The organism is Lysobacter gummosus (genome assembly GCF_001442805.1).
In the GTDB taxonomy this organism is placed as follows: domain Bacteria; phylum Pseudomonadota; class Gammaproteobacteria; order Xanthomonadales; family Xanthomonadaceae; genus Lysobacter; species Lysobacter gummosus.
In genome coordinates this window covers 4,293,542-4,317,087 of sequence record NZ_CP011131.1, presented here as the reverse complement: position 1 = coordinate 4,317,087, position 23,546 = coordinate 4,293,542, and the positions used below count along the sequence as shown (strand labels likewise).

At 66.8% G+C, this 23,546-nt stretch carries 21 protein-coding genes; 15 read left to right on the top strand and 6 right to left on the bottom strand.

The annotated features are described in order from the left end of the window. The first annotated feature begins 335 nt into the window (after positions 1-335). The 10 genes from prmC to galE all read left to right on the top strand — a co-directional run bounded on the left by prmC (position 336) and on the right by galE (position 13,443). Positions 336-1,211: a peptide chain release factor N(5)-glutamine methyltransferase gene (gene prmC, locus LG3211_RS17510; protein ID WP_057943946.1), complete on the top strand. Its 876-nt coding sequence runs from the start codon at positions 336-338 to the stop codon at positions 1,209-1,211. A 155-nt stretch (positions 1,212-1,366) separates the two neighbouring features. Then, complete coding sequence (pip, locus tag LG3211_RS17505) at positions 1,367-2,308, top strand: prolyl aminopeptidase (protein ID WP_057943945.1); 942 nt, start codon at positions 1,367-1,369, stop codon at positions 2,306-2,308. A 142-nt stretch (positions 2,309-2,450) separates the two neighbouring features. Next, positions 2,451-3,035 carry a hypothetical protein gene (locus LG3211_RS17500; RefSeq protein WP_057943944.1) on the top strand — a complete coding sequence of 195 codons (585 nt, stop codon included), beginning with the start codon at positions 2,451-2,453 and terminating at the stop codon, positions 3,033-3,035. A 531-nt stretch (positions 3,036-3,566) separates the two neighbouring features. Further along, the gene (locus LG3211_RS17495) at positions 3,567-5,882 is read left to right on the top strand and encodes a glycosyltransferase family 2 protein (RefSeq protein WP_187313044.1); all 2,316 of its coding nucleotides are present in this window, start codon (positions 3,567-3,569) and stop codon (positions 5,880-5,882) included. 4 nt (positions 5,883-5,886) lie between these two features. Then, a complete protein-coding gene (locus LG3211_RS17490; RefSeq protein WP_148648985.1) occupies positions 5,887-6,678 on the top strand; it encodes an ABC transporter permease in 792 nt (263 codons plus the stop codon). A gap of 11 nt (positions 6,679-6,689) precedes the next feature. After that, entirely contained in the window at positions 6,690-7,820 is a 1,131-nt protein-coding gene (locus LG3211_RS17485; RefSeq protein ID WP_057943941.1) for an ABC transporter ATP-binding protein, read from the top strand. Between the two features lie 79 nt (positions 7,821-7,899). Further along, positions 7,900-10,701 carry a glycosyltransferase gene (locus LG3211_RS17480; protein WP_057943940.1) on the top strand — a complete coding sequence of 934 codons (2,802 nt, stop codon included), beginning with the start codon at positions 7,900-7,902 and terminating at the stop codon, positions 10,699-10,701. 202 nt (positions 10,702-10,903) lie between these two features. Next, entirely contained in the window at positions 10,904-11,431 is a 528-nt protein-coding gene (locus tag LG3211_RS17475; protein WP_187313043.1) for a methyltransferase domain-containing protein, read from the top strand. Positions 11,432-11,457: 26 nt separating this feature from the next. Beyond that, the gene (locus LG3211_RS17470) at positions 11,458-12,372 is read left to right on the top strand and encodes a hypothetical protein (protein WP_148648984.1); all 915 of its coding nucleotides are present in this window, start codon (positions 11,458-11,460) and stop codon (positions 12,370-12,372) included. 54 nt (positions 12,373-12,426) lie between these two features. After that, positions 12,427-13,443: a UDP-glucose 4-epimerase GalE gene (gene galE, locus LG3211_RS17465; RefSeq protein WP_083512622.1), complete on the top strand. Its 1,017-nt coding sequence runs from the start codon at positions 12,427-12,429 to the stop codon at positions 13,441-13,443. Positions 13,444-13,497: 54 nt separating this feature from the next. Here the strand turns inward: galE and LG3211_RS17460 are convergent, their stop codons facing one another. From LG3211_RS17460 to LG3211_RS17450, 3 genes are all read right to left on the bottom strand, one after another. Next, the gene (locus LG3211_RS17460; protein WP_057943936.1) at positions 13,498-14,064 is read right to left on the bottom strand and encodes an NUDIX hydrolase; all 567 of its coding nucleotides are present in this window, start codon (positions 14,062-14,064) and stop codon (positions 13,498-13,500) included. A gap of 190 nt (positions 14,065-14,254) precedes the next feature. Then, positions 14,255-15,184: a 5'-3' exonuclease gene (locus tag LG3211_RS17455; RefSeq protein WP_057943935.1), complete on the bottom strand. Its 930-nt coding sequence runs from the start codon at positions 15,182-15,184 to the stop codon at positions 14,255-14,257. Between the two features lie 24 nt (positions 15,185-15,208). Then, a complete protein-coding gene (locus tag LG3211_RS17450) occupies positions 15,209-15,787 on the bottom strand; it encodes a nitroreductase family protein (RefSeq protein ID WP_425479976.1) in 579 nt (192 codons plus the stop codon). A 129-nt stretch (positions 15,788-15,916) separates the two neighbouring features. On the opposite strand from LG3211_RS17450, the gene LG3211_RS17445 reads away from it, so the two are divergent. The 4 genes from LG3211_RS17445 (at position 15,917) to LG3211_RS17430 (ending at position 20,776) form a co-directional block, all read left to right on the top strand. Beyond that, positions 15,917-18,223, top strand: coding sequence for a DUF1631 family protein (locus LG3211_RS17445; RefSeq protein ID WP_187313042.1), 2,307 nt, complete (start codon positions 15,917-15,919; stop codon positions 18,221-18,223). Between the two features lie 395 nt (positions 18,224-18,618). After that, the gene (locus LG3211_RS17440) at positions 18,619-19,722 is read left to right on the top strand and encodes an NAD(P) transhydrogenase subunit alpha (protein ID WP_057943932.1); all 1,104 of its coding nucleotides are present in this window, start codon (positions 18,619-18,621) and stop codon (positions 19,720-19,722) included. Positions 19,723-19,728: 6 nt separating this feature from the next. After that, a complete protein-coding gene (locus LG3211_RS17435; RefSeq protein ID WP_057943931.1) occupies positions 19,729-20,400 on the top strand; it encodes a hypothetical protein in 672 nt (223 codons plus the stop codon). A gap of 109 nt (positions 20,401-20,509) precedes the next feature. Continuing rightward, a complete protein-coding gene (locus tag LG3211_RS17430; RefSeq protein WP_057943930.1) occupies positions 20,510-20,776 on the top strand; it encodes a polysaccharide deacetylase family protein in 267 nt (88 codons plus the stop codon). Positions 20,777-21,160: 384 nt separating this feature from the next. Here LG3211_RS17430 and LG3211_RS17425 read toward each other — a convergent pair whose 3' ends face one another. The 3 genes from LG3211_RS17425 to LG3211_RS17415 all read right to left on the bottom strand — a co-directional run bounded on the left by LG3211_RS17425 (position 21,161) and on the right by LG3211_RS17415 (position 22,683). Next, positions 21,161-21,676 (bottom strand): DUF3106 domain-containing protein, encoded by a 516-nt coding sequence (locus LG3211_RS17425; RefSeq protein ID WP_057943929.1) that lies wholly within the window; start codon positions 21,674-21,676, stop codon positions 21,161-21,163. A gap of 6 nt (positions 21,677-21,682) precedes the next feature. After that, positions 21,683-22,051 carry a hypothetical protein gene (locus tag LG3211_RS17420; protein ID WP_083512920.1) on the bottom strand — a complete coding sequence of 123 codons (369 nt, stop codon included), beginning with the start codon at positions 22,049-22,051 and terminating at the stop codon, positions 21,683-21,685. A gap of 68 nt (positions 22,052-22,119) precedes the next feature. Beyond that, complete coding sequence (locus tag LG3211_RS17415) at positions 22,120-22,683, bottom strand: RNA polymerase sigma factor (RefSeq protein ID WP_057945559.1); 564 nt, start codon at positions 22,681-22,683, stop codon at positions 22,120-22,122. 443 nt (positions 22,684-23,126) lie between these two features. Here LG3211_RS17415 and LG3211_RS17410 point away from each other — a divergent pair, with 443 nt between their 5' ends. Further along, positions 23,127-23,432, top strand: a complete 306-nt coding sequence (locus LG3211_RS17410; RefSeq protein ID WP_057943927.1) for an NAD(P) transhydrogenase subunit alpha part 2 — start codon at positions 23,127-23,129, stop codon at positions 23,430-23,432. The last annotated feature ends 114 nt before the right edge of the window (positions 23,433-23,546 follow it).

Genomic DNA, 23,546 nt, shown 5'->3' with positions numbered 1-23,546 from the left:
CCTGCGCACGACTTATTTCATCGCCGCCGATTCGGCGGATTCGGTGACGCAACGTCGGTTTTATTCACAAATCTGTGATCGCCGCGGGGGTGAATGCGGCTTGCGTGTCCTGTCGGTTTACTGGTTTGCGTAATCGCCCGCGGCTATCTGTAAGCACATTCGATATTGCGATGCAGCACGCGTCAGCGATGAAGACGCAGCGCGAAATGGCGGTTCCAAGCACATTGGATGCGGGCTCGCGGCGTGGGCGCGATTCCGGCCCGGCCGAGAGGCCTCGAACCCCGGACAGGCGGCTTGCGGGGCCGCTGCCGGTCGGGCTCCGGTAGCATGTGGCGATGATTTCCGACCCAGACTCCCTGCGCGATGCCGCGTTTTCCCCGCTGCCGGTGGCGGCGGTCCTGCGCGAGGCGCGTAGCCGCATCGATCCGGCCGAGGCCGAAATTTTGCTCGCCCACGTGCTGGGCCGTTCGCGCAGCTGGTTGTTCGCGCACGACGATTACCGCCTGGATGGGGAAGCGGCGCGAGGTTTCCGCGATCTGCTGGAACGCCGCATCGAAGGCGAGCCGGTCGCGTATCTGATCGGCCACCGCGGCTTCTGGCGCTTCGACCTGCATGTGACTCCGGCAACCTTGATCCCGCGTCCGGAAACCGAGCGGCTGGTCGAACTGGCGCTGCAGCGGCTGCCGCAAGAGCGCGAGCTGAGCGTGGCCGACCTGGGCACCGGCAGCGGCGCGATCGCCCTGGCGTTGGCGTCTGAGCGGCCGCGGGCGATGGTGATCGCGGTGGATGTCAGCGCCGCGGCGCTGGAGATCGCGCGCGGCAATGCGCGCACGCTGGGCTTGGCCAATGTCGAGTTCCGCGAAGGCGATTGGTGGGCGCCGCTGGCCGGCCAGCGTTTCGATCTGATCGCGAGCAACCCGCCGTATATCGAAGAACGCGACGAGCATCTGCGCCAGGGCGATCTGCGTTACGAACCGCTCAGCGCGCTGGCCTCGGGCGCCGACGGGCTCGATGCGATCCGCGCCATCGCCGGCGGCGCGCCCGCGCACCTGCGTCCGGGCGGATGGCTGCTGATCGAACACGGTTGGGAGCAGGGCGCGGCGGTGCGCGCGCTGTTGCTCGCCGCCGGACTGGTCGATGCGGCGACCGAGCGCGATTGGGAAGACCGGGACCGGGTCACCCTGGCGCGCATGCCCGCGGCCGCGCCCTAGCGGCGGCGGCGCTCCGCGACCATTGCGCCGATTGCGCAAAGTCGGACATTCGCCGCGCCGTAGCTCGCCGCATCAAAGGGTTCGCCCGGCCGCGTGCACAGCAAGCCGCGCCGGCCTTGATTAGACTGCGCGCTATCCCGCACAAGAGGCTTCCGATGCGCACGCTCTATCCCGATATCGAACCCTTCGACACCGGCACGATCAAGGTCGATGACCGCCACACCTTGTACTACGAGCAGTGCGGCAATCCCGACGGCAAGCCGGTGGTGCTGCTGCACGGCGGTCCCGGCGCGGGCTGCAGCCCGAAGATGCGGCGGTTCCACGATCCGGCCAAGTACCGCATCGTGCTGTTCGATCAGCGCGGCAGCGGCCGTTCCACGCCGCACGCGGACCTGGTCGGCAACGGCACCTGGGAACTGGTGGCCGATATCGAAAAGCTGCGCGCCAAGCTCGGCATCGAACGCTGGCAGGTGTTCGGCGGCTCCTGGGGTTCGACCCTGGCGCTGGCCTACGCGCAAACCCATCCGCAGCGCGTCACCGAGCTGGTTCTGCGCGGCATCTTCATGCTGCGTCGCTGGGAGCTGGAATGGTTCTATCAGGAAGGCGCCTCGCGCCTGTTCCCCGACGCGTGGGAGCACTACCTCAAGGCGATTCCGCCGGTCGAGCGCCACGACCTGATCAGCGCCTTCCATCGCCGCCTCACCAGCGAAGACGAAAAGACCCGCCTGGACGCGGCGCGCGCGTGGAGCGTGTGGGAAGGCGCGACCAGCTTCCTGCACGTGGACCAGGATTTCGTCAGCGGCCACGAAGACCCCCGGTTCGCCCTGGCCTTCGCCCGCATCGAGAACCACTACTTCGTCAACGGCGGCTTCTTCGAAGTGGAAGACCAGTTGCTGCGCGACGCGCACAAGATCGCGGACATCCCCGGGGTGATCGTGCACGGCCGCTACGACGTGGTCTGCCCGGTGCAGAACGCGTGGGAACTCAAGCAGGCCTGGCCGAAGGCGGAACTGACCATCACTCCGGCCTCGGGGCATTCGGCGTTCGAGGACGAAAACGTGGACGCGCTGGTCAAGGCGACCGACCGTTTCGCCTGAACCCGCCGGCAATGCGGCGGCCGGCGGCGCGCTGCGTCGTGGCCGCCGCGTCTTATAGTTCCGGCGTAGCGGCCGCCTTGCAGGCAGCCGGCGAAGGCAAAGGGAGATTGTCATGGGGCGTCGTGGAATCGCGAGCGTTGTATTGGTGGTCGTACTGGCCGGCTCGGCCTGGATCGCGGCCGCGGTAGAGGCGCCGCGCGATGAGGCGGCAGGGCACTGGTCATCGGCCGAAGCGATGCACCGCCAGTACGAGCGCGGTTTCATCGAAGCCTCCGGCTTTGGCCCCAACCGGCTTCCCGTCAAGCCGTTGCGCGATTGGCGCAAGACGCTCAGCGTCGACGGCGTCCGATATCGCATTACCGCAATAGACCTGATCGGAGTGGCCCGGCATGAACAGCCGGTCGCCTACGCCGGCCTCAAGTCCTCCGACACGGACGCGCGGTCCGGCGTGCTGGTCGCCGGTGTCGGAATCGATCTCGACGTGCACAACAACCACAGCCGGACGCGTGCGCTCGACGATTTCGAGCGCACGGCATTGGCGCAGTTGATCGCGAAGCGCGGGTTGGAGGTGGCCGGCGCGGCAGACGGCGACGGCCGGCGCGCGCTCGGTGGTTTGCGTGCGCAGCCGGATTGCTTGCGTTGCCATGATTCGTATCACGACGGCGATGTGCTTGGCGCCTTGTCCTATCGCTTGGCGCGATTGCCGGCGCCGACGGATAAACCCTGATCCGCGTCATCGCGTTGGCTCGCCGGTGTGGGCGACTTGAATCGCCGCCGACCAGTCCGGATTGCGCTCGATCATCCGAAGCCGCCCACAGCGTGGACGTCATCCGAAGGCACATTTTCTGATCAGGATGGCTGCGTTCCCGATGTCGATTCCGTTGAGCGCAGCCGGCCGGCGGCTTTTCGATCGCGCGCAATCGAGTGGCCCGCACCGCCGTCATCGTTTCGGCGTGCATAAATAATGGCCGGATAGCCAAGTACTTTGCGCCGGTTCAGGGCACGCCCAATACGCCATCCGCTCGGGCGGACGCAAACCACACCAAGGTTTTCCACGGCGAGCCGCGCTCGCAGACCCGCGATCGGGCGGTTTTCGCGCGCTTGACAGTTTTCTGATCAGAGTGTGATTCTCCAATTGGGATTTATTTGGGTCACTTCACCGATTGAGACAGGGGAAGCACGCGCCGCGGCGAATGCCACGCCGCGCGACACGGAGCTGGCGGACGTCCCGATGTCCGTCGGGCGTGTGGAGGGCACGATGGGGGACGAAGGTTTGGTAGATGCGCAAGACGGGCAACTGCAACTGGTGCCCGTGCACCAGTTGCAAGCCCAGCGCACGCAGGCGCGTTGCGAATACCGGACGGACGGCGACGATCCGCAGTTCGAACTGCGTGCCTCCAGCGCCGCCGCGCTGCCGGCGCCGGGCTGGTATCTGCTGACGATGCGCTTCGGCCTGGATGAAGGCGCGATCGTCGCGCCGTGTCTGTACCCGGATTACGGCGGCGGCTACTCCGAGGCCTTGCGCATCGCGCTCGCCGAGCCGTCTGCGAAGGGCCGCTCGGACACCGTGGTGCTGATCGGTTCGCCGCTGCGCGGCCTGCGCTTCGATCCGACCGAATCGACGGCGCGTTTCTCGCTCGATCGCTTCCGCTTGCGCCGTATTTCCCGCCCGCGCGCGGTCTGGGAAATGCTGCGCGGCATTCAACGCGCGACCCGCGCCTTGCTGTGGGAGGACGCGATCGCCGCCGGCATCGCGTTCGCGCGCGATGCCGTGCGCGGGCAGTTGATGGCGGGCGGCAAGACGCTGTTGCAGCGCTATCGCCGCAGCTTGCGCCAGGGCGCGAATTCCTACCAGCACTGGATGGCGCGCTTCGAGCGGCGCGAGGATCGCCCGCGCGAACCCGCCGCCCCCCCGCCGCAGGCGCCGCTGATTTCCATCGTCCTGCCGGTGCGCGACCCGCCGCTGGCGTGGTTGCGGCGCTGCATCGACAGCGTGATCGGGCAAAGCTATCCGTATTGGCAGCTGTGCATCGCCGACGATGTTTCGCATTCCGGCGCGGTCAAGCGCGCGCTGCGCGAGTACGCCGCGCGCGACTCGCGCATCCAGGTCCATTTCCGCGAAAACCATGGGCATATCTGCGAGGCCAGCAACAGCGCGATCGAGCTGGCCTGCGGCGACTACCTCGGCTTCCTCGATCACGACGACGAACTCGGCGAGGAAGCGCTGGCGGAAATGGCGCGGGCGATCCAGGAGCATCCCGAGGCGCAACTGCTGTATTCCGACGAAGACAAGATCGACGAAAGCGGCCGCCGCACCGAACCCAATTTCAAGCCGGCCTGGAATCCCGACCTGCTGCGTTCGCAGAACTACATCTGCCACTTCACCGTGATCCGCACCGAACTGGTGCGCGCGCTGGGCGGATTGCGGCCCGGCTACGAAGGCGCGCAGGACCACGACTTGCTGCTGCGTTGCGCCGAACGCCTGCAGGAGCACCAGATCGTGCACATCCCGCGGGTGCTGTACCACTGGCGCATCAGCTCGCACTCGACCGCGCAATCGGGCGGCAACAAGTCGTACGCGCTGGAGGCCGGGCGGCGCGCGATCGAAGACCATCTGGGCCGTACCGGCGTGCTGGCGCGCGTGGAGATTACGCCGCACGGCTATTACCGCACCGTGCGCGAACTCAGGAACCGGCCGCTGGTGTCGCTGATCGTGCCCACGCGCGACCGCGCGAACCTGCTGCGCACTTGCCTGGACAGCGTGCTGGTGCGCACCGCCTACCGGCCGTTCGAAGTGCTGGTGATGGACAACGGTTCCAGCGAACCCGAGGCCCTGGCTTACCTGGATGAGTTGCGCCGACACGAACAAGTGCGGGTGATCGCGCGCCCCGGGCCGTTCAACTTCTCCGCGATCATCAACGACGGTGTGCGCAATGCCGCAGGCTCGGTGCTGTGCCTGCTCAACAACGACACCGAAGTGATCGCGCCGGACTGGCTCGACGAGATGGTCTCGCACGCGATCCGCAAGGAAGTCGGCGCGGTCGGCGGGATGCTGTATTACCCGGGCGACACGATCCAGCATGCCGGGGTGATCCTGGGCGTGGGCGGCGTGGCGGGTCATGCCCACGGGCATTTGCGACGCGGCAGCAACGGCTATCTCGGCCGCGCCGGCGTGGCGCACAACATGGCGGCCGTGACCGGCGCGTGCCTGGCGATCCGGCGTGAGGTGTTCGAAGAAGTCGGCGGCATGGACGAGAGCCTGGCGGTCGCGTTCAACGACGTGGATCTGTGCCTGAGAGTGAGCGCTCGCGGTTACCGCAATGTGTGGACGCCGTTCGCGGAGCTCTACCACCACGAATCGGCCAGTCGCGGCGCGGAAAACACCGTGGAAAAACGCGAACGCTTCCGGATCGAGGCGCAGACGATGCTGCACCGTTGGGGCGAAACCCTGCTCAACGATCCGGCCTATAACCCGAACCTGTCGCTGGACAGCGTCCATTTCGAACTGGCCTTCCCGCCGCGGTCGCTCGCAAGCCGAGTGGCGGTGGGGAAGTGCTGGACGCAATCAAGGTGAACTCGTGAGTATGTTGTTCAATCACTTCATGCAAAGCGTCCGCAAGCCGGATCATTGGCTGTACGGGAGTTGGCTCGATACGGTCGTTCGGTACCGGAAGATGCGGCTGGGGATGCTGTGGCTGCTGATCCCGACGGTGGTCTATATCTGGGTGATCGGCGGCTTCCTGGTGTCGATGCAGCCTGGCATCGACAAGGCGCGTTTCTTCGCTCATATCGGTATCGGCTACACCATATTCCGCATGGTGGCGGCGGTGATGAGCGACGCCACCTCGGTGTTCGCGGGCTATCAGTACTTCATCTACGACGGCAACCAGCGGCTGACCGATTTCATCCTGCGCAATCTCGCGCGCTCGTTCTATTACTTCCTGCTCACCATGCCGCTGGTGATGGCGGTGGCGATCGCATCGCCGGATTTCGATCTGGCCGGCATCCCGCTGGCGGTGGCGGGGCTGGCCGTGGTGCTGGTCAATCTGTTTTCGTTCTCGGTGGTGCTGTCCATCGCCGGGGCGCGATTCCCCGACCTGTCCGAATTGATGGGCAGCATCATGATGGCCGCATTCCTGATCACCCCGGTGGTCTGGTATCCGCAGGCCGCGCCGGAAGACACCGCCTCGGGCGTGTTCATGCGAGCCAACCCTTTTCATCATCTGTTGCTGGCGATCCGCGCGCCGCTGCTCGGCGAAACCATCGACGCTTCGAGCTGGGTCTATCTGCCGGTGATGACCGTGACCGGCCTGATCGCTGCGGCGGTGACCTACCGGCTGTACGCACGTCGCGTCGCGGTGTGGCTGTGAGGCCGGGACCGATGACGACCTGTCTGCGCGCGCACCATGTGTCGCTGGAACTGCCGGTGGACATGCAGAACCTGTCCGGCGGCAGACCGATCGGACTGCGTTCCAGCCTGAGCGGAACCACGCGTCGTTACTCGACCGTGCTTTCGTCGATCGACTTCGCCGCCGAAGAAGGCGACCGCATCGCGCTTATCGGGCTCAACGGCGCCGGCAAGACCACATTGCTGCGGGTGCTCAACGGCGCCTTTATTCCGACCCGTGGCGTGGTCGAAAGCCGCGGCCGCATGCAGTCTCTGCTCAGTCCGACCCTAGGCTTCGCCGAGCATGCCTCGGTCAGCGAGAACGTATTCCTGCGCGGCACCGCCATGGGCCTGCGCCGGCGCCAGCTGCAGAGCGCCCTGGCCGGAATACTGGAGTTCGCCGGACTGCACGATCGCGCGAATCACCGCTTGAACACCCTGTCGGCCGGCCAGAAAACGCGTCTGGGCTTCGCCATTTCCACCGCGGTGCAGCCCGACATCCTGTTGATGGACGAATGGATCAGCGCCGGCGACGGTGCCTTCCTGAGCCGCGCCCAGGACCGCATGAAGGACCGCTTCCACGGCAGCCGGATCGTGGTGCTGGCCGGACACAGTTCCGATCTGCATCGAACCTTGTGCAACAAGGCGCTGGTTCTGGAAGCCGGCCGCATGCGCTATTTCGGCGCGGTCGAGGAAGGTTTGTCCGTCTACCGCGAAATGGTGTCGCAAGCCGGCGGCAGGTTGCGCGAACAAGTCGCGGCCCGCGATCCGCTGTTGTTCGGCGATATCAGCGGCTTCGTGGAAAAGATACGTTTGCGCGAAGGCCTGATCGAGGTCGAGGGTTGGGCGATCGGCGATCGCGGCCGCGAGGTCGAAGTCCTGTGCGTTGAGATCGACGGCGAAAGCCGGTTCCTGGAGCGCTTCGACCGGGTCGAACGCGACGACGTGCTGCGCGCGACCGCCAAGCGCTCCGGACGCTTCGGTTTCCGTTTCGCCCTGGGCCATCCGGATAGCGCCGATCCGGCCGACATCGCCGTGCGGCTGCGCGTGTCCGCGGGAATGGCCCGCAACCGTCTGGGCGCGCCACTGCAGATGGTGGCGGGCGGAATCGTGGAAGCGGCCTGACCGGTCTACTGGCTGTCTGGGGCGCAGGGGGCGCGCTGACGGCCGTTGCAGCTAAACAATGGGGAAGAAAGTGAATGTAATGCAAAAGATCAGCCTGCTGCCCGAGCGGCCCGCCGTGTGCCTGGTGACCGAGGAACTGCCCGGAGTCGGCGGTTGCGGAGGAATTGGCGCGGCCTTCCATGAGCTGGCCTTGCTGCTGGCCGCGCGCGGGGCGCTGGTGGACATCCTGTTCTGCCCGTTGTCGCCGCTGTCGGATGCGGAGATGGTCCGGCTACAGGAAAAATTCCGCGACAAATCGATCAAGATCAGCTTTCTCGACATGAATCGCTATGTCGATGGTCCGGTATCGCACGAGCGCCGCGCCTATGCGGTCTATCGGCAGATCGAAGCGGCGCGTCGCTACGATTTCATCCATTTCCACGACTACAAAGGGCTGGGCTTCTTCTGCGTCAATGCGAAGAAGCAGGGGCTGGCCTTCGAGACATCGTTGTTGGTGGTGCAGCTGCACGGGCCCACGCGCTGGACGATCGAAGCGAACAAGACCTTCTTCGTCCACGAAGATCAGCTCAAGATCGACCATCTGGAACGGGTTTCGATCCGCAATGCCGACTACGTGGTCAGCCCCAGCGCCTATCTGGTGCAGTGGCTGCGCGAGAACGATTTCGAACTGCCGCCGGTCGAGCGCGTCGTGGTGCTCAAGAACGTGTGTTCGAACATCGTTCGCGAACTGCAGGCCGACACCATGGGCGCAGGTTCCGGGCCCGTCACCGACCTGGTGATGTTCGCCCGTCATGAGGATCGCAAGGGATTCGCGGTGTTCTGCGACGCGCTCGATCGCCTCGACGGCTTTCTGGCCGGCCGCAACATCGGCGTGACGTTCATGGGCAAGTTCGGGATGGTGGATTCGCAGCCGTCCGGCGTGTATCTGATCGATCGCAGCCGCAAGTGGTCGTTCGGTTGCAAGGTCAGGACCGGATGCGATCGCTCCGGCGTGGCCGCGTACCTGGCGTCGTTGCGCGCGCCGATGGTGGTGGTGCCGTCGCCGTTCGAGAACAGCCCTTATACCGTGCTGGAAACGGTCGCCATCGGAGTGCCGTTGATTTCCTCCGTGGACGGCGGCGGCCCGGAACTGCTCGAACCGGACTATCCGGGGTTGTGCGAAATCGAAGCAGCGGCGCTGGCGCAGAAGATTCGCTGGGCGATCGAGAATGGGCTCGAGGCGCCGCGCGCCGCGCAGTCGCTGGGCGAAATCGAAGACGCCTGGCTGGAGTTCCATCGCCAGCAGGTCAAGCCCCGGAAGCCGGGCAAGACGCGGCAGCCCAAGGTCGCGTTCGCGATCACCCACTACGAGCGCCCGTCGAAGCTGGTGGACGCGCTGATCTCGGTCGTCCGCCAGTCTTATTCGAATATCGAAATCATCCTCGTCGATGACGGCTCCCGGAGCGAGGCCACGATAAACGCCCTGGCCCAGCTGGAGCCGTTCATTTCGCGCATCGGCGCGCGCCTGATCCGGCGCGAGAACGGCTACCTCGGCGCGGCGCGAAATACCGCATTGGCCGCGACCGACGCGGAGTACATCTGTTTTCTCGACGACGACGATTACGCGTTCCCGAACCTGATCGAGCACCTGGTCGAGGCCGCGGTCGCCACCGACGCGGACGTGATCAATTGCCTGAACTCCTTCATGCCCGAATCCAACCGTCCGGAATTGATCGCGGGCCTGGGCGGGGCGGAGCCGAAGGTCTGTTATGTCCCCATCGCAGGACCGCTGTCGATCGCGGTGTCCGAGAACAGCCTGGGCGCGGCGACCGCGTTGATCCGGACCAGCGCGCTGCGGTCGATCGGCGGCTACACCGAAATCAAGGGCGTCGGCCACGAAGACTACGAGTTGTTCCTGCGCATGCTCCAGGCCGGGATGAAGATCGAGATCGTGCCCAAGCCTCTGTATCTGTACGAGGTCGGCCGCCCCAGCATGCTGTCGCGCACCAGCATGGTGAAAAACTTCCGTCGCTGCTTCGACGCTTGCGAACTGCCGCCCGACAGCCCGGTGGCTCGCGACTTGTTGTCGTTGATTCTCGGCAAGAAGGTCGCGGTCGATGCGCACAACCGGCTGTGGTGGCAGTACTCCTTGTTGCCAACCTCCGATCTGCGGCACCAGTTGATGTCGCACAGCCTGTCTCGCGAGGACGCGCTGTCGCTGCTGATCCGATTGGCGCAATCGGAAGGCAATCAACGCATCGCCATGGCGTTCGCGGAAGACCTGCGTTCGTCTACGGCGCCCCGGCACGAGTTCGAGGACGGCGATCTGGTCAGCTTGCATGTGCAGGCCGCACGGCCTTGCGAATCGACCGTTCCGATATACGACCCGCGGCTGGCGGATATCAAGCTGGAAGCGGCATTGGGCCGCGGAGATCTCGCGCTGGACAAGCTGATCGGCTTCGTCAAGGACACGCGCAGCCTGGCGCAGGACTTCTACCAGGTCGCCTTCGAAGTGCTCAGGCGCACCGACTCCAGCGTCCATGTGGCCCAGTACCGCGAGTTGAATCTGGCGCTGTCGTCCAAGCGCGTGCCCAAGGCGCAGGTTCTGGATGCGCGGGTTCTGCTGGCTTCGCTGGAATACATGTCCGGTCGCAGCGTGCCGGTCAATGCGCTGCGCGAGATCGTGGCGGCCGACGAAGCGGCATACCTGTCCATGTACGCCGACGTGGCGAACGCCGTCGATGCGGGTCTGATCGGCCGGGGCGCGGAGCACTACGCGTTGTTCGGCCTGCGCGAAGGCCGCGGCGGCTTCGACAGCATCGGGCGAATCGCGTCGATCCTGCAGGACTGCAAGCTGGATGTCGGCGCCGACGATCTGATCGAAGTGGCGTGCCGTCCATGAAGCGGATCGATCCGGTCGGTTTCAACGGCAGGCACGGCGCTCGTGTCGCTTCTTTCGGCATCGCTTCAAGGGCTCGATCCGCATGAATCAAGGCAACCTCTATTGGAATTCGTACTACGACGCAGCCTCCGGCGTGGTTTCCGAATCTCCTTCGCAATTCGCCGCTTTCGTCATCGGCGAGATCGGCACTGGACGAACGATCGTGGACGTGGGCTGCGGGACGGGGCGCGATGCCTTGTTCTTCGCCAGGCACGGATGCCGGGTGGTGGGCGTGGACGCCTCGCCGGTCGCGGTGGAGTTGTGTTTGCGCCGGCGCGACGAACTGGGCCTGTCGGACCGTGCCGCGTTCGTGTGCGACGAGGTCGGATCGGCGAGCTTGTCCGAAACCCTGCGCGCCCATCTGAACGGCGGTCCTGTCGTCGTCTATGCGCGGTTTTTTCTGCACGCGATCGACGAGGAGGCGGAGGCCTCGTTCATCAAGATCGCCAGCGAGCTGGTCTGCGAGCGTTCGATACTCGCCGTCGAATTCCGGACCCATCGCGACAGCATGTTGCGAAAGGAAACGCCAGGCCATTTCAGGCGCTATATCGAGCCGGCGAGATTGGTCGCCCGGTTGGGCGCGAGCGGTCTCCAAGTCGATTACCTGGTGGAAGGCTTCGGCTATGCGAAATACCGCGCAGACGACGCGCATACCGCGCGGTTGGTGTGCACCCGGGCGGCGGCTGCGTGACGACGGCCGTGGGCACGGGCTCGGCCATGAACCTCGCCGACTTTTTTCATGAGGTGCCGGCGCTCTTCCATCGGTTCGCGATGAGCTTGTCGCCGAAGGAGGTTCCTTTCGCGGGGAGGCTGGTCGTCGGCGGCGATGCGACAGGCTATCTGGAGCAGATCGATGCGCTGATACGCGACTTCGGCCTGGCCGAGTTCGTGGAAGTCGCGTTCTTCCGTTCGGTCATCGGTGGCCTTATGCGAGACGAACGCCTGAATCTGAGCGAGAAGCTGGGAGAGGCTTGTGCGCTCGGAATGGACAACAAGCAGGTCCGCGCCGTTCTTTCGCATATCAACGAATTCTATGTTCTCGGCGCGGGCGTGGAGATCACCAGTCACGGCCTGGTGCGTTCGTTCCGATTCTGGAGCCGGATGGAGAAGGTCGAGTATCTGAAGAACGCCGCCGCGGTACTGGAACTGCTCCGCGACCGCTACGGCAACGCCTGCCTTGCTTATGGAGCGACGCTGTCGTGCGTTCGCAGTGACGATCTGTCGCCGCACGACGACGATCTGGATGTGCTGGTGGGTTTGAACATGGAGCGTTATCCGACTTTCGGCGCGGGCGTGGCGGATGTCGGCGATTTCCTTGTCGCGCACGGTTACGAGGTGATCGGGCGTTGGCCCGCGTTTCTCAAAGTCGGCAAGCCGGACATGAGCGCGGACATCGACGTTTTTATCGGCTTGAACGAAGGCGGGATGCTCGCGGCGATTCCAGGCCCCAGGTCCGCCATTGCCTGGGAATCGGTATTTCCGTCCAGCGAGCGGGCGCTGTTCGGCGTGGCGCTTGCGCTTCCGGCCCAGCCTGAGATCTATCTCGGTCATGTCTACGGACCCAGTTGGCGCACGCCGCAGGCCGGTTGGCAACACCAATGGAACTATTCCCAGTATGCCGACATCACCTGACCTCGCTTGGGGCCGGATGCGTCGCCAGGTGGTGTTCCGTCCGAAGGCTGTGTCGTGAGCGGCAAGGTCCTGATCACAGGCGGCGCCGGATACATCGGCTCGCACACCTACGTGGCGCTGCGCGAGGCGGGCTTCGCGTGCCTGATCCTGGACAATTTCAGCAATAGTTCGGCGCGCGTGCTGGAGCGACTGGAACGCATCACCGGTGCCCGGGTCGATGTCGTGGATGCGGATATAAACGACGCCAAGGCTCTGGACGCGCTGCTTATGGGCGGCGATATCGATTCGGTGATCCACTTCGCCGGCTGGAAGGCGGTGGGGGAGTCTTCGCAGCGGCCGCTGAAGTATTACGACAACAACGTATGCGGCACGGTGAATCTGCTCAAGTCGATGCAGCGATGCCGGGTCACCAAGTTGGTCTTTTCTTCATCGGCGACAGTGTATGCGCAGGAGGCGAGTATGCCTTTGATCGAGAGCTCGCCGCGCGCCGCGACGAGCCCTTACGGGCGCACCAAGCTGATGGTCGAGGAAATTCTCGGCGACTTGTGCCACACCGATCCCAGCTGGCGCATCGCCGCGCTGCGCTACTTCAATCCGGTTGGAGCGCATGCCAGTGGTCTGATCGGCGAGGATCCGACGGGCACTCCGAACAATCTCGTTCCGTTTATCGCGCAGGTGGCGATCGGGCGAAGAGAGCGGCTGACGATCTTCGGCGACGATTATCCGACCGCCGACGGCACCGGGGTGCGCGATTACGTGCATGTGCTGGACGTAGCCGAAGGGCACGTCGCGGCGTTGAGGTATCTGGCGGACAACCCGGGACTGATCAACGTCAACCTGGGCACCGGCCGCGGTACGTCGGTCCTGGAGATGCTCCGCCAGTACGAACTCGCCTGCGGCCGCGCGATTCCGTTCGCGATCGCGGCGCGGCGCCAGGGCGATGTCGCCTCTTGCTGGGCCGACATCGCCAAGGCGCGTGAGTTTCTGCGCTGGCAGGCGACTCGTTCCATCGCCGAGATGTGCGCCGACAGTTGGCGTTGGCAGCAGTTGAATCCAGACGGCTATCGCTGACAGCCGCCATCGCGCCGAGGCGAACGGATGGGTGGACTCATTCCACGGGCCAGTTCAGCCCACCATCGACCCATCCGGATTGCGCTCGATCATCCAAAGCCCCGCCCAAAGCTTCAAATCCAGCTCGAAACCCTCCGCCTGCTTCTGCATCAGCCACGCCGGCGCCTGCGCGCGCGGGACTTCGTGGACGATGATGTCCTCGCCAGCGACGCCGCCGCCGGCGCCGACTTTGCTCAGTTCGCTGGCGCGCACGAAGGCGATGCGTTCGCTGCTCATGCCGGCCGAGGTCGGGCCGGTCAGCAGCACTTCGACGCGGGCCGGGTTCCAGCCGGTTTCTTCGACCAGCTCGCGCTGGGCGGCCGATTCCAGGGTGTCGTGGGCGTGGTCGTCGCCGACCAGACCGGCCGGCATTTCGATGGTGCGCGCGGCCAGCGGCACGCGGTATTGCTCGACGAACAGGATGTTGTCGTCGGGGGTGACGGCGATGATGATCACCGCCATGCCCTTGCCGTGGGTGCGCTCGGCGTATTCCCAGTGACCCCGGCGCATCATGCGCAGCCATTGGCCGGTGTAGATGGTTTCGACCGGTTGGTCGTGTGCGGCGTGATCTGCTGGCGTCATTGCGTTCCTCGCGGGGTCGCGTCGCGGGCGCGGGGCCCGCTGCGCTTGATGGTGTGTTCGATGTCGGCCGGTCCGCACACGGCGGGCCGGTCTGGCCGGAGCGATGTACGCTGCGCTCGCCGTGCAAGCCTATCGCGTCCGGCCGGCGCGGGCGGCAATGCGCTCGGGGCCCGGGCCGCTGGCCCCGATGCTACGACGGAACCTGTGACGCGGCGAAGTCGAGCCCGACCGCGTCGAACAGCCGGCGCCGGGTCATCGGGCCGAAGCGCAGGCGGTCGCACAATGCCTGCAGGTTCGCCGCGTCGGCCGGACCGCGCACGAAGTGTCCGCTGCTGTCGCCGAGCGGCGCGTCCACCGCGATCGTGGTCAGCTGCCGGCACAGCAGCGCCTGGGCGCGATGTTCGCGCAGCCGCGCCGCGGCACTGGCGGCGCCGCGCAGGCGCAGGAACGGCACTTCTTCCACCCGCGCCAGCAACGCGTCCAGGGTGTCGAAGTGGCCGAGCAGGGCGGCGGCGGTCTTGGCGCCGATGCCGGGCACGCCGGGAATGTTGTCGACCGCATCGCCGGTCAGGGCCAGGTAGTCCGCGACCTGCCGCGCCAGCACGCCCTGCCGCGCGGGCACGCCGTCGGCGGTCCAGCGCACGCCGCGGGCGAAGTCCCATTGCTCGTCGCTATCGACCAGCAACTGCGACAGATCCTTGTCGGCCGAGACGATCACGCCGCGATAGCCGTGGCCGCGCATGGCCACGATCGCGCTGCCGATCAGATCGTCGGCCTCGTACTGCACATCGGCCAGCACCGACAGGCCCAGCGCGCTGCACAGCGCCTTGCAATGGCCGAACTGGCGCTTGAGCGCGTCCGGCGCGGGTTCGCGGTTGGCCTTGTAGGCCGGATACAACTCGTTGCGGAAGCACGAATCCAGCGCTTCGTCGAAGGCGATGGCGATGTGGCGCGGCTTCTCGCGTTCGATCAGTTCCAGCAAGAAGCGGGCGAAGCCGTGCACGGCGTTGCTCGGCCAGCCTTCGGCGTCCTGGAAGTCGTCGGGAATCGAATGCCAGGCCCGGAATACGTACAGGCTGGCATCGACCAGATACAGCGGCGTGCGCGGTGCGTCGTTCATGCGCTCATTCAAACACGCGGCCGCTCAAACCGGCGACCACTCGCTAAGCAGCGTCGCCACATCCGGGCGTTCCCGCTCGGGCGCGTCGATCTTCGCCGTACCAATATGGATGAATCCCGCCACATGCTCATCCGCCTGCAGCCCCAGCCAACGGGCGACCTGTTCGTCGTAGGCAGGCCAGCCGGTCAGCCAGACCGCGCCGAAACCGAAGGCCTGCGCGGCCTGCAGCAGGGCGAAGCAGACGCAGCCGGCGGTCAGGGTGCGCTCGAACTCGGGGATTTTCTCGTCCGGGCCGAGCTGGGCGATCACGGTGACGATCAAGGGCGCATACGAGAAGCGGCCGCGGTCTTTTTCCACCGCCGCCGCGCCGGCGTCGGGGAATTTTTCCATGCCGCGCGCGGCCAGGCGTTCGCCCAGGGTGTGGCGCGCGTCGCCCTGGATGGTCAGGAAGCGGAACGCCACGCGCTTGCCGTGATCGGGCACGCGCACGGCGGAGGTCAACATACGGTTGAGGGTGGATTCGTCCGGTCCAGGCGCCGAAAGCTGCTTGGCGGGGATCGAGCGGCGGCTGTCTAGGGCGGTCAGCAAGTCGGGTTGGGGGATGGCCATTTAAGTAAGTTGAACTCTGGTCACAAAAATGAACGGCGACACATAAATGGTCGCATCTAGGCACTATCCTGACGTCGGCAGTCGCAAATGGACATGCCGTATTCACCAGGGGGAACTCCGTACGTGTCCGGTCACTTGCACGGCGTCGTTCAGACCACGCGCACCGATCCGTCGCGCGTGCTCGAAGAAATCAAACGACAGACGCTCGAGCAACTCGGGGGGCTGCCTGGCACCCTGTACGGACCGATCGAGGAAGCCCTCAAGGCCGATTCGCTCAAGGGCGACGGTCGCAATCACCATTTCGAAGATCAGGCCGCATTGTGGGTGCTGCGCCAGCAACAGGCCAGCCATGTCATGGCGTTTCGCCAGCACGTCGGCCTGGGCTTCGAGGCGTTCCGCTCGCCAGGCTCGGCGGTCGGCGGCCTGGGCGGTTCGCCGCTGCAACTGGTCGGCGAACAGCAACTGGCGTTCGACCTCGACGGCGAGCGTCTGACCGAAGCGCTGGAACAGCGCTATCTGCGCCCGCTGGAAATGCTCGACGGCCGCCTGAAGATGCTGTCGCAGGCCATCGGCGCGCCCGCCGGCGCCAACCCGTCGGGACCGTATCGCCTGGTGCGCGCGTTCACCGCGCTGTACAGCGATGCCCAGGTCAACGAAAGCCTGCGCCTGCGGCTGTTCCGCCAATACGAATTCGAGCTGTCGCGCGTGCTCGGCGACCTGTACGCGCGCATCAACAATCTGCTGGCCACCGCCGGCTACGGCGTCGGCATGGCCGGCGGCGCGGCGCCCAACGCGCCGGCGCGCGCGGCCGAGGAACGCCGCGATCGCAATACGCTCGACGACGTGTTCGACACCGTTCCGCATCGCGAGGCTGCCGCGTCCGTGCCCCATGACTACAACGGCGCGCCCGGCGCCGGTTACGGCGGCGATCCGCGCGCCGCTCACGCAGGCGCGGGTTACGGCGCGCAGCAGCAGGCCTCGCAGGCCGATGTCGCCGCGATGGCCAGCGAATTGGCCGAACTGCGCTCGCAACTGCACGCCTGGCGCGAAGGCCTGATCAAGGCCGGAGGCCTGCCGCCGACGCATCAACAGCCGCAGCGCTCGATGGCGCCGCGGCGCGAGCTGCGGGTGGAAGAAGTGCTCGGCATGGCTTCGCTGCTGCAGCCCGAGCCGCCGGACGCGTACGCGCGCGCGCTGGCCGTGTCCGGCCGCCTGGGCGAAACCATCCGCGATCAGCTCTACGACGGCGCCCGGCGCCTGGGCTTCAATCCGGACCAGACCTGTTTCAGCGCGGAAGAAGACGACGCCATCGATCTGGTCGCGTTGCTGTTCGACTCGCTGTTCCGCAATCACGCCCTGCAGGACCGCGCCCGGCGCGTGTATGCGCGGCTGGTGATGCCTTACGTGAAGGTCGCTCTGACCGACAACGCGGTGTTCGTCAAGCGCGAGCATCCGGCGCGGCGCCTGCTGGACGCGATCACCGAGGCCTGCGAAGGCAACGACGGCGAAACCCCGCAGGATCGCGATCTGCTGGAGCGCGCCTCGGAGATTTCGCAGCGCATCGTCTGCGACTACAACGAAGACCTGGCCGTGTTCGAGCTGGCCCATGCCGAGCTCGACGCCATGCTGGCGCAGCACCGGCGCCGGATCGAATTGCAGGAACAGCGCGCGGCCAAGGCCACCTACGGCCGCGAGCGCCTGGGCGCGGCGCGCAGTCAGGCCGATCAGGCCGTGCGCGAACGCATCGGCGAATCGCGCCTGACCCAGGCGGTGGCGGACTTCATCGCCACGCCGTGGCGCCATCATCTGGTCCAGGTGATGCTGCGCGAAAACGACGATCCCAAGCGCCGCGCCCAGGCGATGGCGCTGGGCGACGCGCTGGTGATGGCCGACAAGCTGGCGGCGGAAAATCGCGGCCGCGAACTGGCCGATCAACTGCTCGCCTTGCAGCCGATCATCGTCCAGTGCCTGGCCAGTTCCGGACTCGACGACAGCGCCGCCCAGCACGGCATGGCCGGCCTGGTGCGCGCCTTGTCCACGCCGGACAAGGAACGCAGCGAGCATCCCTTGCCGAGCGCGTCCGACATCGAAGAAGACGTGGCTGAGGAGCGCCGCCTGTACCTGGCCAGCGGCAGCGCCCAGGTCGCGCACGATCCGCTGCTGGCCGAGCGCATGCGTCAGCTCGAACCGGGCGACTGGCTGCGATTGACCAACATCCAGGGCGAGACCATAGCGGTGAAGGTCGCCTGGGTTAGCCCGCTGACCTCGCGTTTCCTGCTGGTGAACCGACGCGGCGTGCGCGCCCTGGTGGCCTCGGCCGAAGAACTGGCGATCCTGGCCGCGTCCGGCCGGCTGCTGGTCGGCGCCGAACGCACCGCCTTCGACGAGGCGATGCGGCAGGTGCGGCGGCATCTGGATCGGGTGATCTGAGCCTTCGGGCGATCGGATGCGCGCATAGGCATGAACACGAATCGGGGCGAAAGCCCCGAAGTCGTTTGTGGCAGGGGATATTTTGTGGGCGTGCTTTTGCGGGGCTTTTGTGGGAGGGCTTCAGCCCCGATGCTTCCCGATCAGATGCCCTGATCCTGCAGCGACCTGAGCGAACAGCATCGGGGCTGAAGCCCCTCCCACAAAAGCGCCCCTCTCGCAAAAAGACTTCTGTGCCCGCAGGCGGCGGACACCGGTCCCCGGAGCCGACCTGTCCCCCGCCGCGCTGTGACCCCAATCCGTTTCCGCGACATCCCCCGGCGCATCGTCATCGATCGAAGATCGCACGCGCCCCGATCATTCCGCTAGGATGCATCGAACGAGGCACGGAGCGGAGCATGTCGGGCATCACCATTGGCGTTGCGAGCGAAACCGCATCCGGCGAAAAGCGCGTAGCGCTGACGCCGGAGACCTGCAAGAAACTGGTCGCCCGCGGTGCGCGCGTGCGCATCGAGCGCGGCGCCGGCCGCGCGGCGAGTTTCACCGACGACGCCTACCTCCAGGCCGGCGCCGAACTCGCCGACGACGCCGGTGCCGCCACCGGCGAGGCCGACGTGGTGCTGTGCGTGCAAGCGCCGGACCCGGCGCGGCTGGCGCAACTGCGCGAAGGCGCGGCGCTGGTCGGGCTGTTGCAGCCGCAGGCCGACGCCGCGCGCGGCGAGGCCATCGTTGCGCGCAAACTCAACGCCTTCCCGCTCGAACGCCTGCCGCGCACCACCCGCGCGCAGGCGATGGACGTGCTCAGCTCGCAGGCCGGCATGGCCGGCTACAAGGCCGTGCTGATCGCCGCGCAACTGGCGCCGCGCTTCTTCCCGATGCTGACCACCGCGGCCGGCACCATTCGTCCGTCCAAGGTGTTGATCGTCGGCGCCGGCGTGGCCGGATTGCAGGCCATCGCCACCGCCAAGCGCCTGGGCGCGGCGGTGGAAGGCTTCGATGTGCGCCCGGAAACCCGCGAACAGATCGAATCGCTGGGCGGCAAATTCCTCGACCTGGGCGTCAGCGCCGCGGGCGAGGGCGGCTACGCGCGCCAGCTCACCGACGAGGAACGCGCCGAACAGCAGCGCCGCCTCGGCGAGCATCTGAAGAACATCGACGTGATCGTCTGCACCGCCGCGGTGCCCGGGCGTCCGGCGCCGAAGATCGTCAGCGCGGCGATGATCGCCGGGATGAAGCCGGGCAGCGTGCTGGTCGATCTGGCCGCCGAAACCGGTGGCAACTGCGAACTCACCCAGCCCGGACAGACCATCGACGTCAACGGTGTGACCGTCGCCGGCCCGTTGAATCTGGCCAGCAGCGGCGCGGTCCACGCCAGCGAGATGTATGCGCGCAACGTGCTCAACTTCGTCAGTCTGTTCGTCAACGACGGCGCGGTGAACTTCGACTGGGGCGACGAACTGCTGGCCAAGACGATCTGGCCGGAGCGCGCCGCGACAGCCTGAGCGCGCATGACCTGGTTCGCCGACGAAATCCTGCTGCCGGCCACCGCGCAAGCGCTCGCGCGGGTGTCCGGCGATCCGCTGCTGGCGCCGTATGCGTACTGGGTGCGCGATCTGGACGGACACGACTGGTTCGCCGACGAGCATCGCCACGAGCTGCCCGAGGGCGGCCTGATCGCGATTCGTCCGGTGCGCGACACGCGCAGCGACGACGAAGACGATTCCTGGTACGGCGTGCCGTCGCTGGACTGGTCACGCCTGCAGCCGCGCGAGAATCAGGGCCCGGAGCCGGATCGGATCGGCCGGCGCCTGGCGGCTTACTTGCTCGAATGCACCACCGGCGAGCCGCCGTCGGCCGATGACCTGGCCGACGATGTCGATTCGCTGCCGCCGCCGTCGCTGCGCCGTTATCTGGGCGAATTGTCGGCGCAGCTGTCGGTGCCGGTGCTGTACCACTCGGCGTTCTTCTGGGGCGGCGCGGTCGAGTACGAATACAGCCTGTGCTATCGCCCGCACGAGGCGCTGTTCCTGACCAAGCCGCCCGAGCCGGGCGACGAAGCCATCCGCCATGCCTTGCACGACGGTCTGGCCGGGGTCGGGGTGAATCTGCCGAGTCCGTATTTCGCCCTGCACGCGCGCGAATTTCCCTGGGCCAGGCATCGCCTCGACGGCAAGGGCTGAGGCGCCGCCGCATCGGTGCGGCTTACGCGGCGCTCATGCGCGGCACGCATGGAATTAACGCGGCAGGCCGCAGGCTCGCGTCCAGGTCAGCGACGGCGAGGCGGTGGCGATGGACGAAGACCTGCAATCGATGAGCGCGGAGGAGTTGCGCGAGCAAGTGCGGCGCCTGCGCGCCGGCATCCGCGCGCATCGCGACAGCAGCGGGCACGAGTTGTGCTGGCATCACCCGCAGCTTTGGAATCTGTTGCCCGAACGCATTGAACCGCAGATCGCGGTGCCGCAATGGCCGGCGTTTCTGCGCGGCTGCGTACGCTATCGCGAGTCGCTGGACCGGCAACGGCCGGATGCGCCTCGGAGCGAGGATGAGTTGAAGTAGGGCGGTGCGGTGCGCTGAAGTAGCGCGCGGCGGTGCGCTGTGTCGTGCGATGAGTCGGCGAGTGCTTGAAGTCCCGGCGAAAGCGGGGATCCGCAGGCTTCATGGTCCTGCCCCGATGAAGCCCTGGATCCCCGCCTTCGCGGGGATGACGGTGGAGCTTGGAGCGGCTTGGCGCTGCGGTTGGCGATTGCGCTGGTTTTGTTCTGCGTTCTGCTGCGTTTTGCCGCGTTCTGTGTTTGTTTTTGCTCGTCATTCCCGCGAAGGCGGGAATCCAGGGCTCTTCGTGCGAGAACGCTTGAAGTCACTGGATGTTCGGCACCGCCGAAGTAAAGCGGAGCCCGCGTTCTAGCAAATGACGACCTGGAACGATGACGCTGAAGCCCATCAATCCCGAGGCGGCATCGGCCCGCGATCCGGCCGATCCGACCGCTCAGGCTTCGGCGGCGGCGGATTGGCCTGCACCCATGCGCGGCGTTGTTCCGGCGTCATCGTGCGCCACTTCTCCATCAGCGCGCGGCGGGCGTTGTCGTCCAGGCCGCGCATGTGGCCGAACAGCGCGCGCATCTGGCCGCGCTCTTCCGGATTCAGATGCTCCCAGCGCTTCATGCCGCGGCGCGCGTCCTGGCGCTCTTCAGGCGTCATCTGCTGCCAGCGGCGCGCGTGTTCGAGCATGCGCGGGCGCTCTTCGGGCGAGCTGTTCCAACGGTCGCGCATCGGTGCGATCAGTTGCTCGCGTTGGGCCTGACTGAGCTGGTCCCAGGACGGCAGATTGACCGCACTCTTGGCGGCCGGACCCGGCGGCGGCGGGGCCGCCCAGGCCGGGGCGAGCACGGCGGGCAGCGCGAGCGCGCCCAGGGCGAGTGCCAATCCGGCGCGGCGTAGCGTGGCGAAGCGGCGCATGGCGGTTTACTCCGTGTGAGTCCGGGGCAGAGCGTCGGTGTTGGACGCCAGCCACAGGTAAAGATCGGGATTTTCGTCGAGCGCGGCGACCGCGGTGTCCGGGTCGTAGCCGGTGTCGGCCGGCGCGACGGCGCTGGACGCGACGACGACGGCCGGGCTGGTCGCCGCAGGCGCGCCGCCGGACGGAGCGCCGCTGCCGGCGAACTGCAGGCCCAGCGCGAGCGCGACCGCGGCCACGCCGGAACTGGCCAGGGTCCAGCCGAGGAGGCCGCCGCGCCGATGCGGCTGGGCGGCGGCCTCGCTGCGGATCGTGCGCAGGCGGGCGCGGATCTGCGGGCTGACGCGTTCGACGGCCTGCGCGTGCAAGTCGCGCATGGCGGCGTCGAAGCGCGCGTCCGCATCCGCAGGCGGGCTTGCGCGGTGCCGAGAGTGTTCGTGGGTGTTCATCGCCATTCCTCCAATTGCCGCTGCAGGGTTTCGCGCGCGCGCGACAGATGGGTTTTCACCGCGCCTTCGCTGCAACCCATCGCCCGCGCAGTCGTGGCGACGTCGAGTTCTTCCAGAATCCGCAACGAAAACGCCTCGCGTTGCCGGCGCGGCAGTTTGCCCAGCGCGCCGGCGAGTTTGCTGTAGGCCTCGCGGCCGTCGTGGGTGCGCTGCGGGTCGGGGCCGTCGTCGGCCCAGTCCATCGGCGCATCGTCGTCGTCGCGCGGGGCCGGCATCAGCCAGCGCAGACGGAAAGTGCGGCGGCGCTGGATATCGACGATCCGGCTGCGCAGGATGCTCCAGAACAGCGGCGTCCACTCCGAGGCGGGGCGCTCGCGGTAGCCGAGCATCTTCATCATCGCGTCCTGCACTGCGTCCAGCGCGTCTTCGCGATGGCGCAGGCCCAGTTCGGCGAAACGGAACGCGCGCGTGCCCAGGCCGGCGAGGAATTCCTCGATCGTCGCCGGCAGGCGCGCCGCCGGCGCGGCCGCTTCGGGCTCGAGTTCGCTGGAGGCTTCCAGCGCCGCGTCGTCATGCCAGGCCGGGTCCGAGGCCGATCCGTCCGGCGGCGCGCGGTCGCGCGGCCTGTTCTCGGACGGGACGCCCTGCGGCGGCCCGACGGCGCCCGGTTCGGCCGGCCCGCCCTCGCGCACGCGCCCGTTCCGCCGCTGGTCGTAGCGGTGATCGAGCGGGTCGCTCGGCGGCAGCGGGTCGTTTTCGACGCTCACGGCCTCCAGCATACGGGCGCTAGGCGGTAGCAGCACCTGGGGACCCTCAACGACGGCCGGGTGGACGGGCGGGGCGCTTATGACGGTTCGTCGCGTTCGGCATCGGCATTTACCTGCACCGGAATGTGCGGCGCTTACACAAACCGGAAACGTCCCCGCCCTGGATCGGTTGACAGCGGTGGCGCCGTATTCACGGACGGTTATGATGCGGATGACACCGCATGGGGAAAGATCGGATGAGCGACGGGTTCGTGGCGCTGTACATCTTCATGCTGGCGGGTATCGCCGGCCACGTGATCATCTCGCGGGTGCCGGTAATCCTGCACACACCGCTGATGTCGGGTTCCAACTTCATCCACGGGATCGTGCTGATCGGCGCGATCATGGTGCTCGGCCACGCCGACACCACCTTGGAGAAAGCCATCGGCTTCGTCGCCGTGCTGCTCGGCGCGGGCAATGCCGCCGGCGGCTACGTGGTGACCGAACGCATGCTGGAGATGTTCAAGTCCAGCAAGAAGCCGGCCGGCAAGGCGGGCGGTTGAATGGTCGCCTCATTCGATACGCCGCGGCCGCCGCGGCCGTTCTCGCCGGTCTGGGGCTGCTCGCCGCTCCTGCTTTCTTCGGTTACCTGCTGCCGCTCGGGCAGCTGTCGTTCT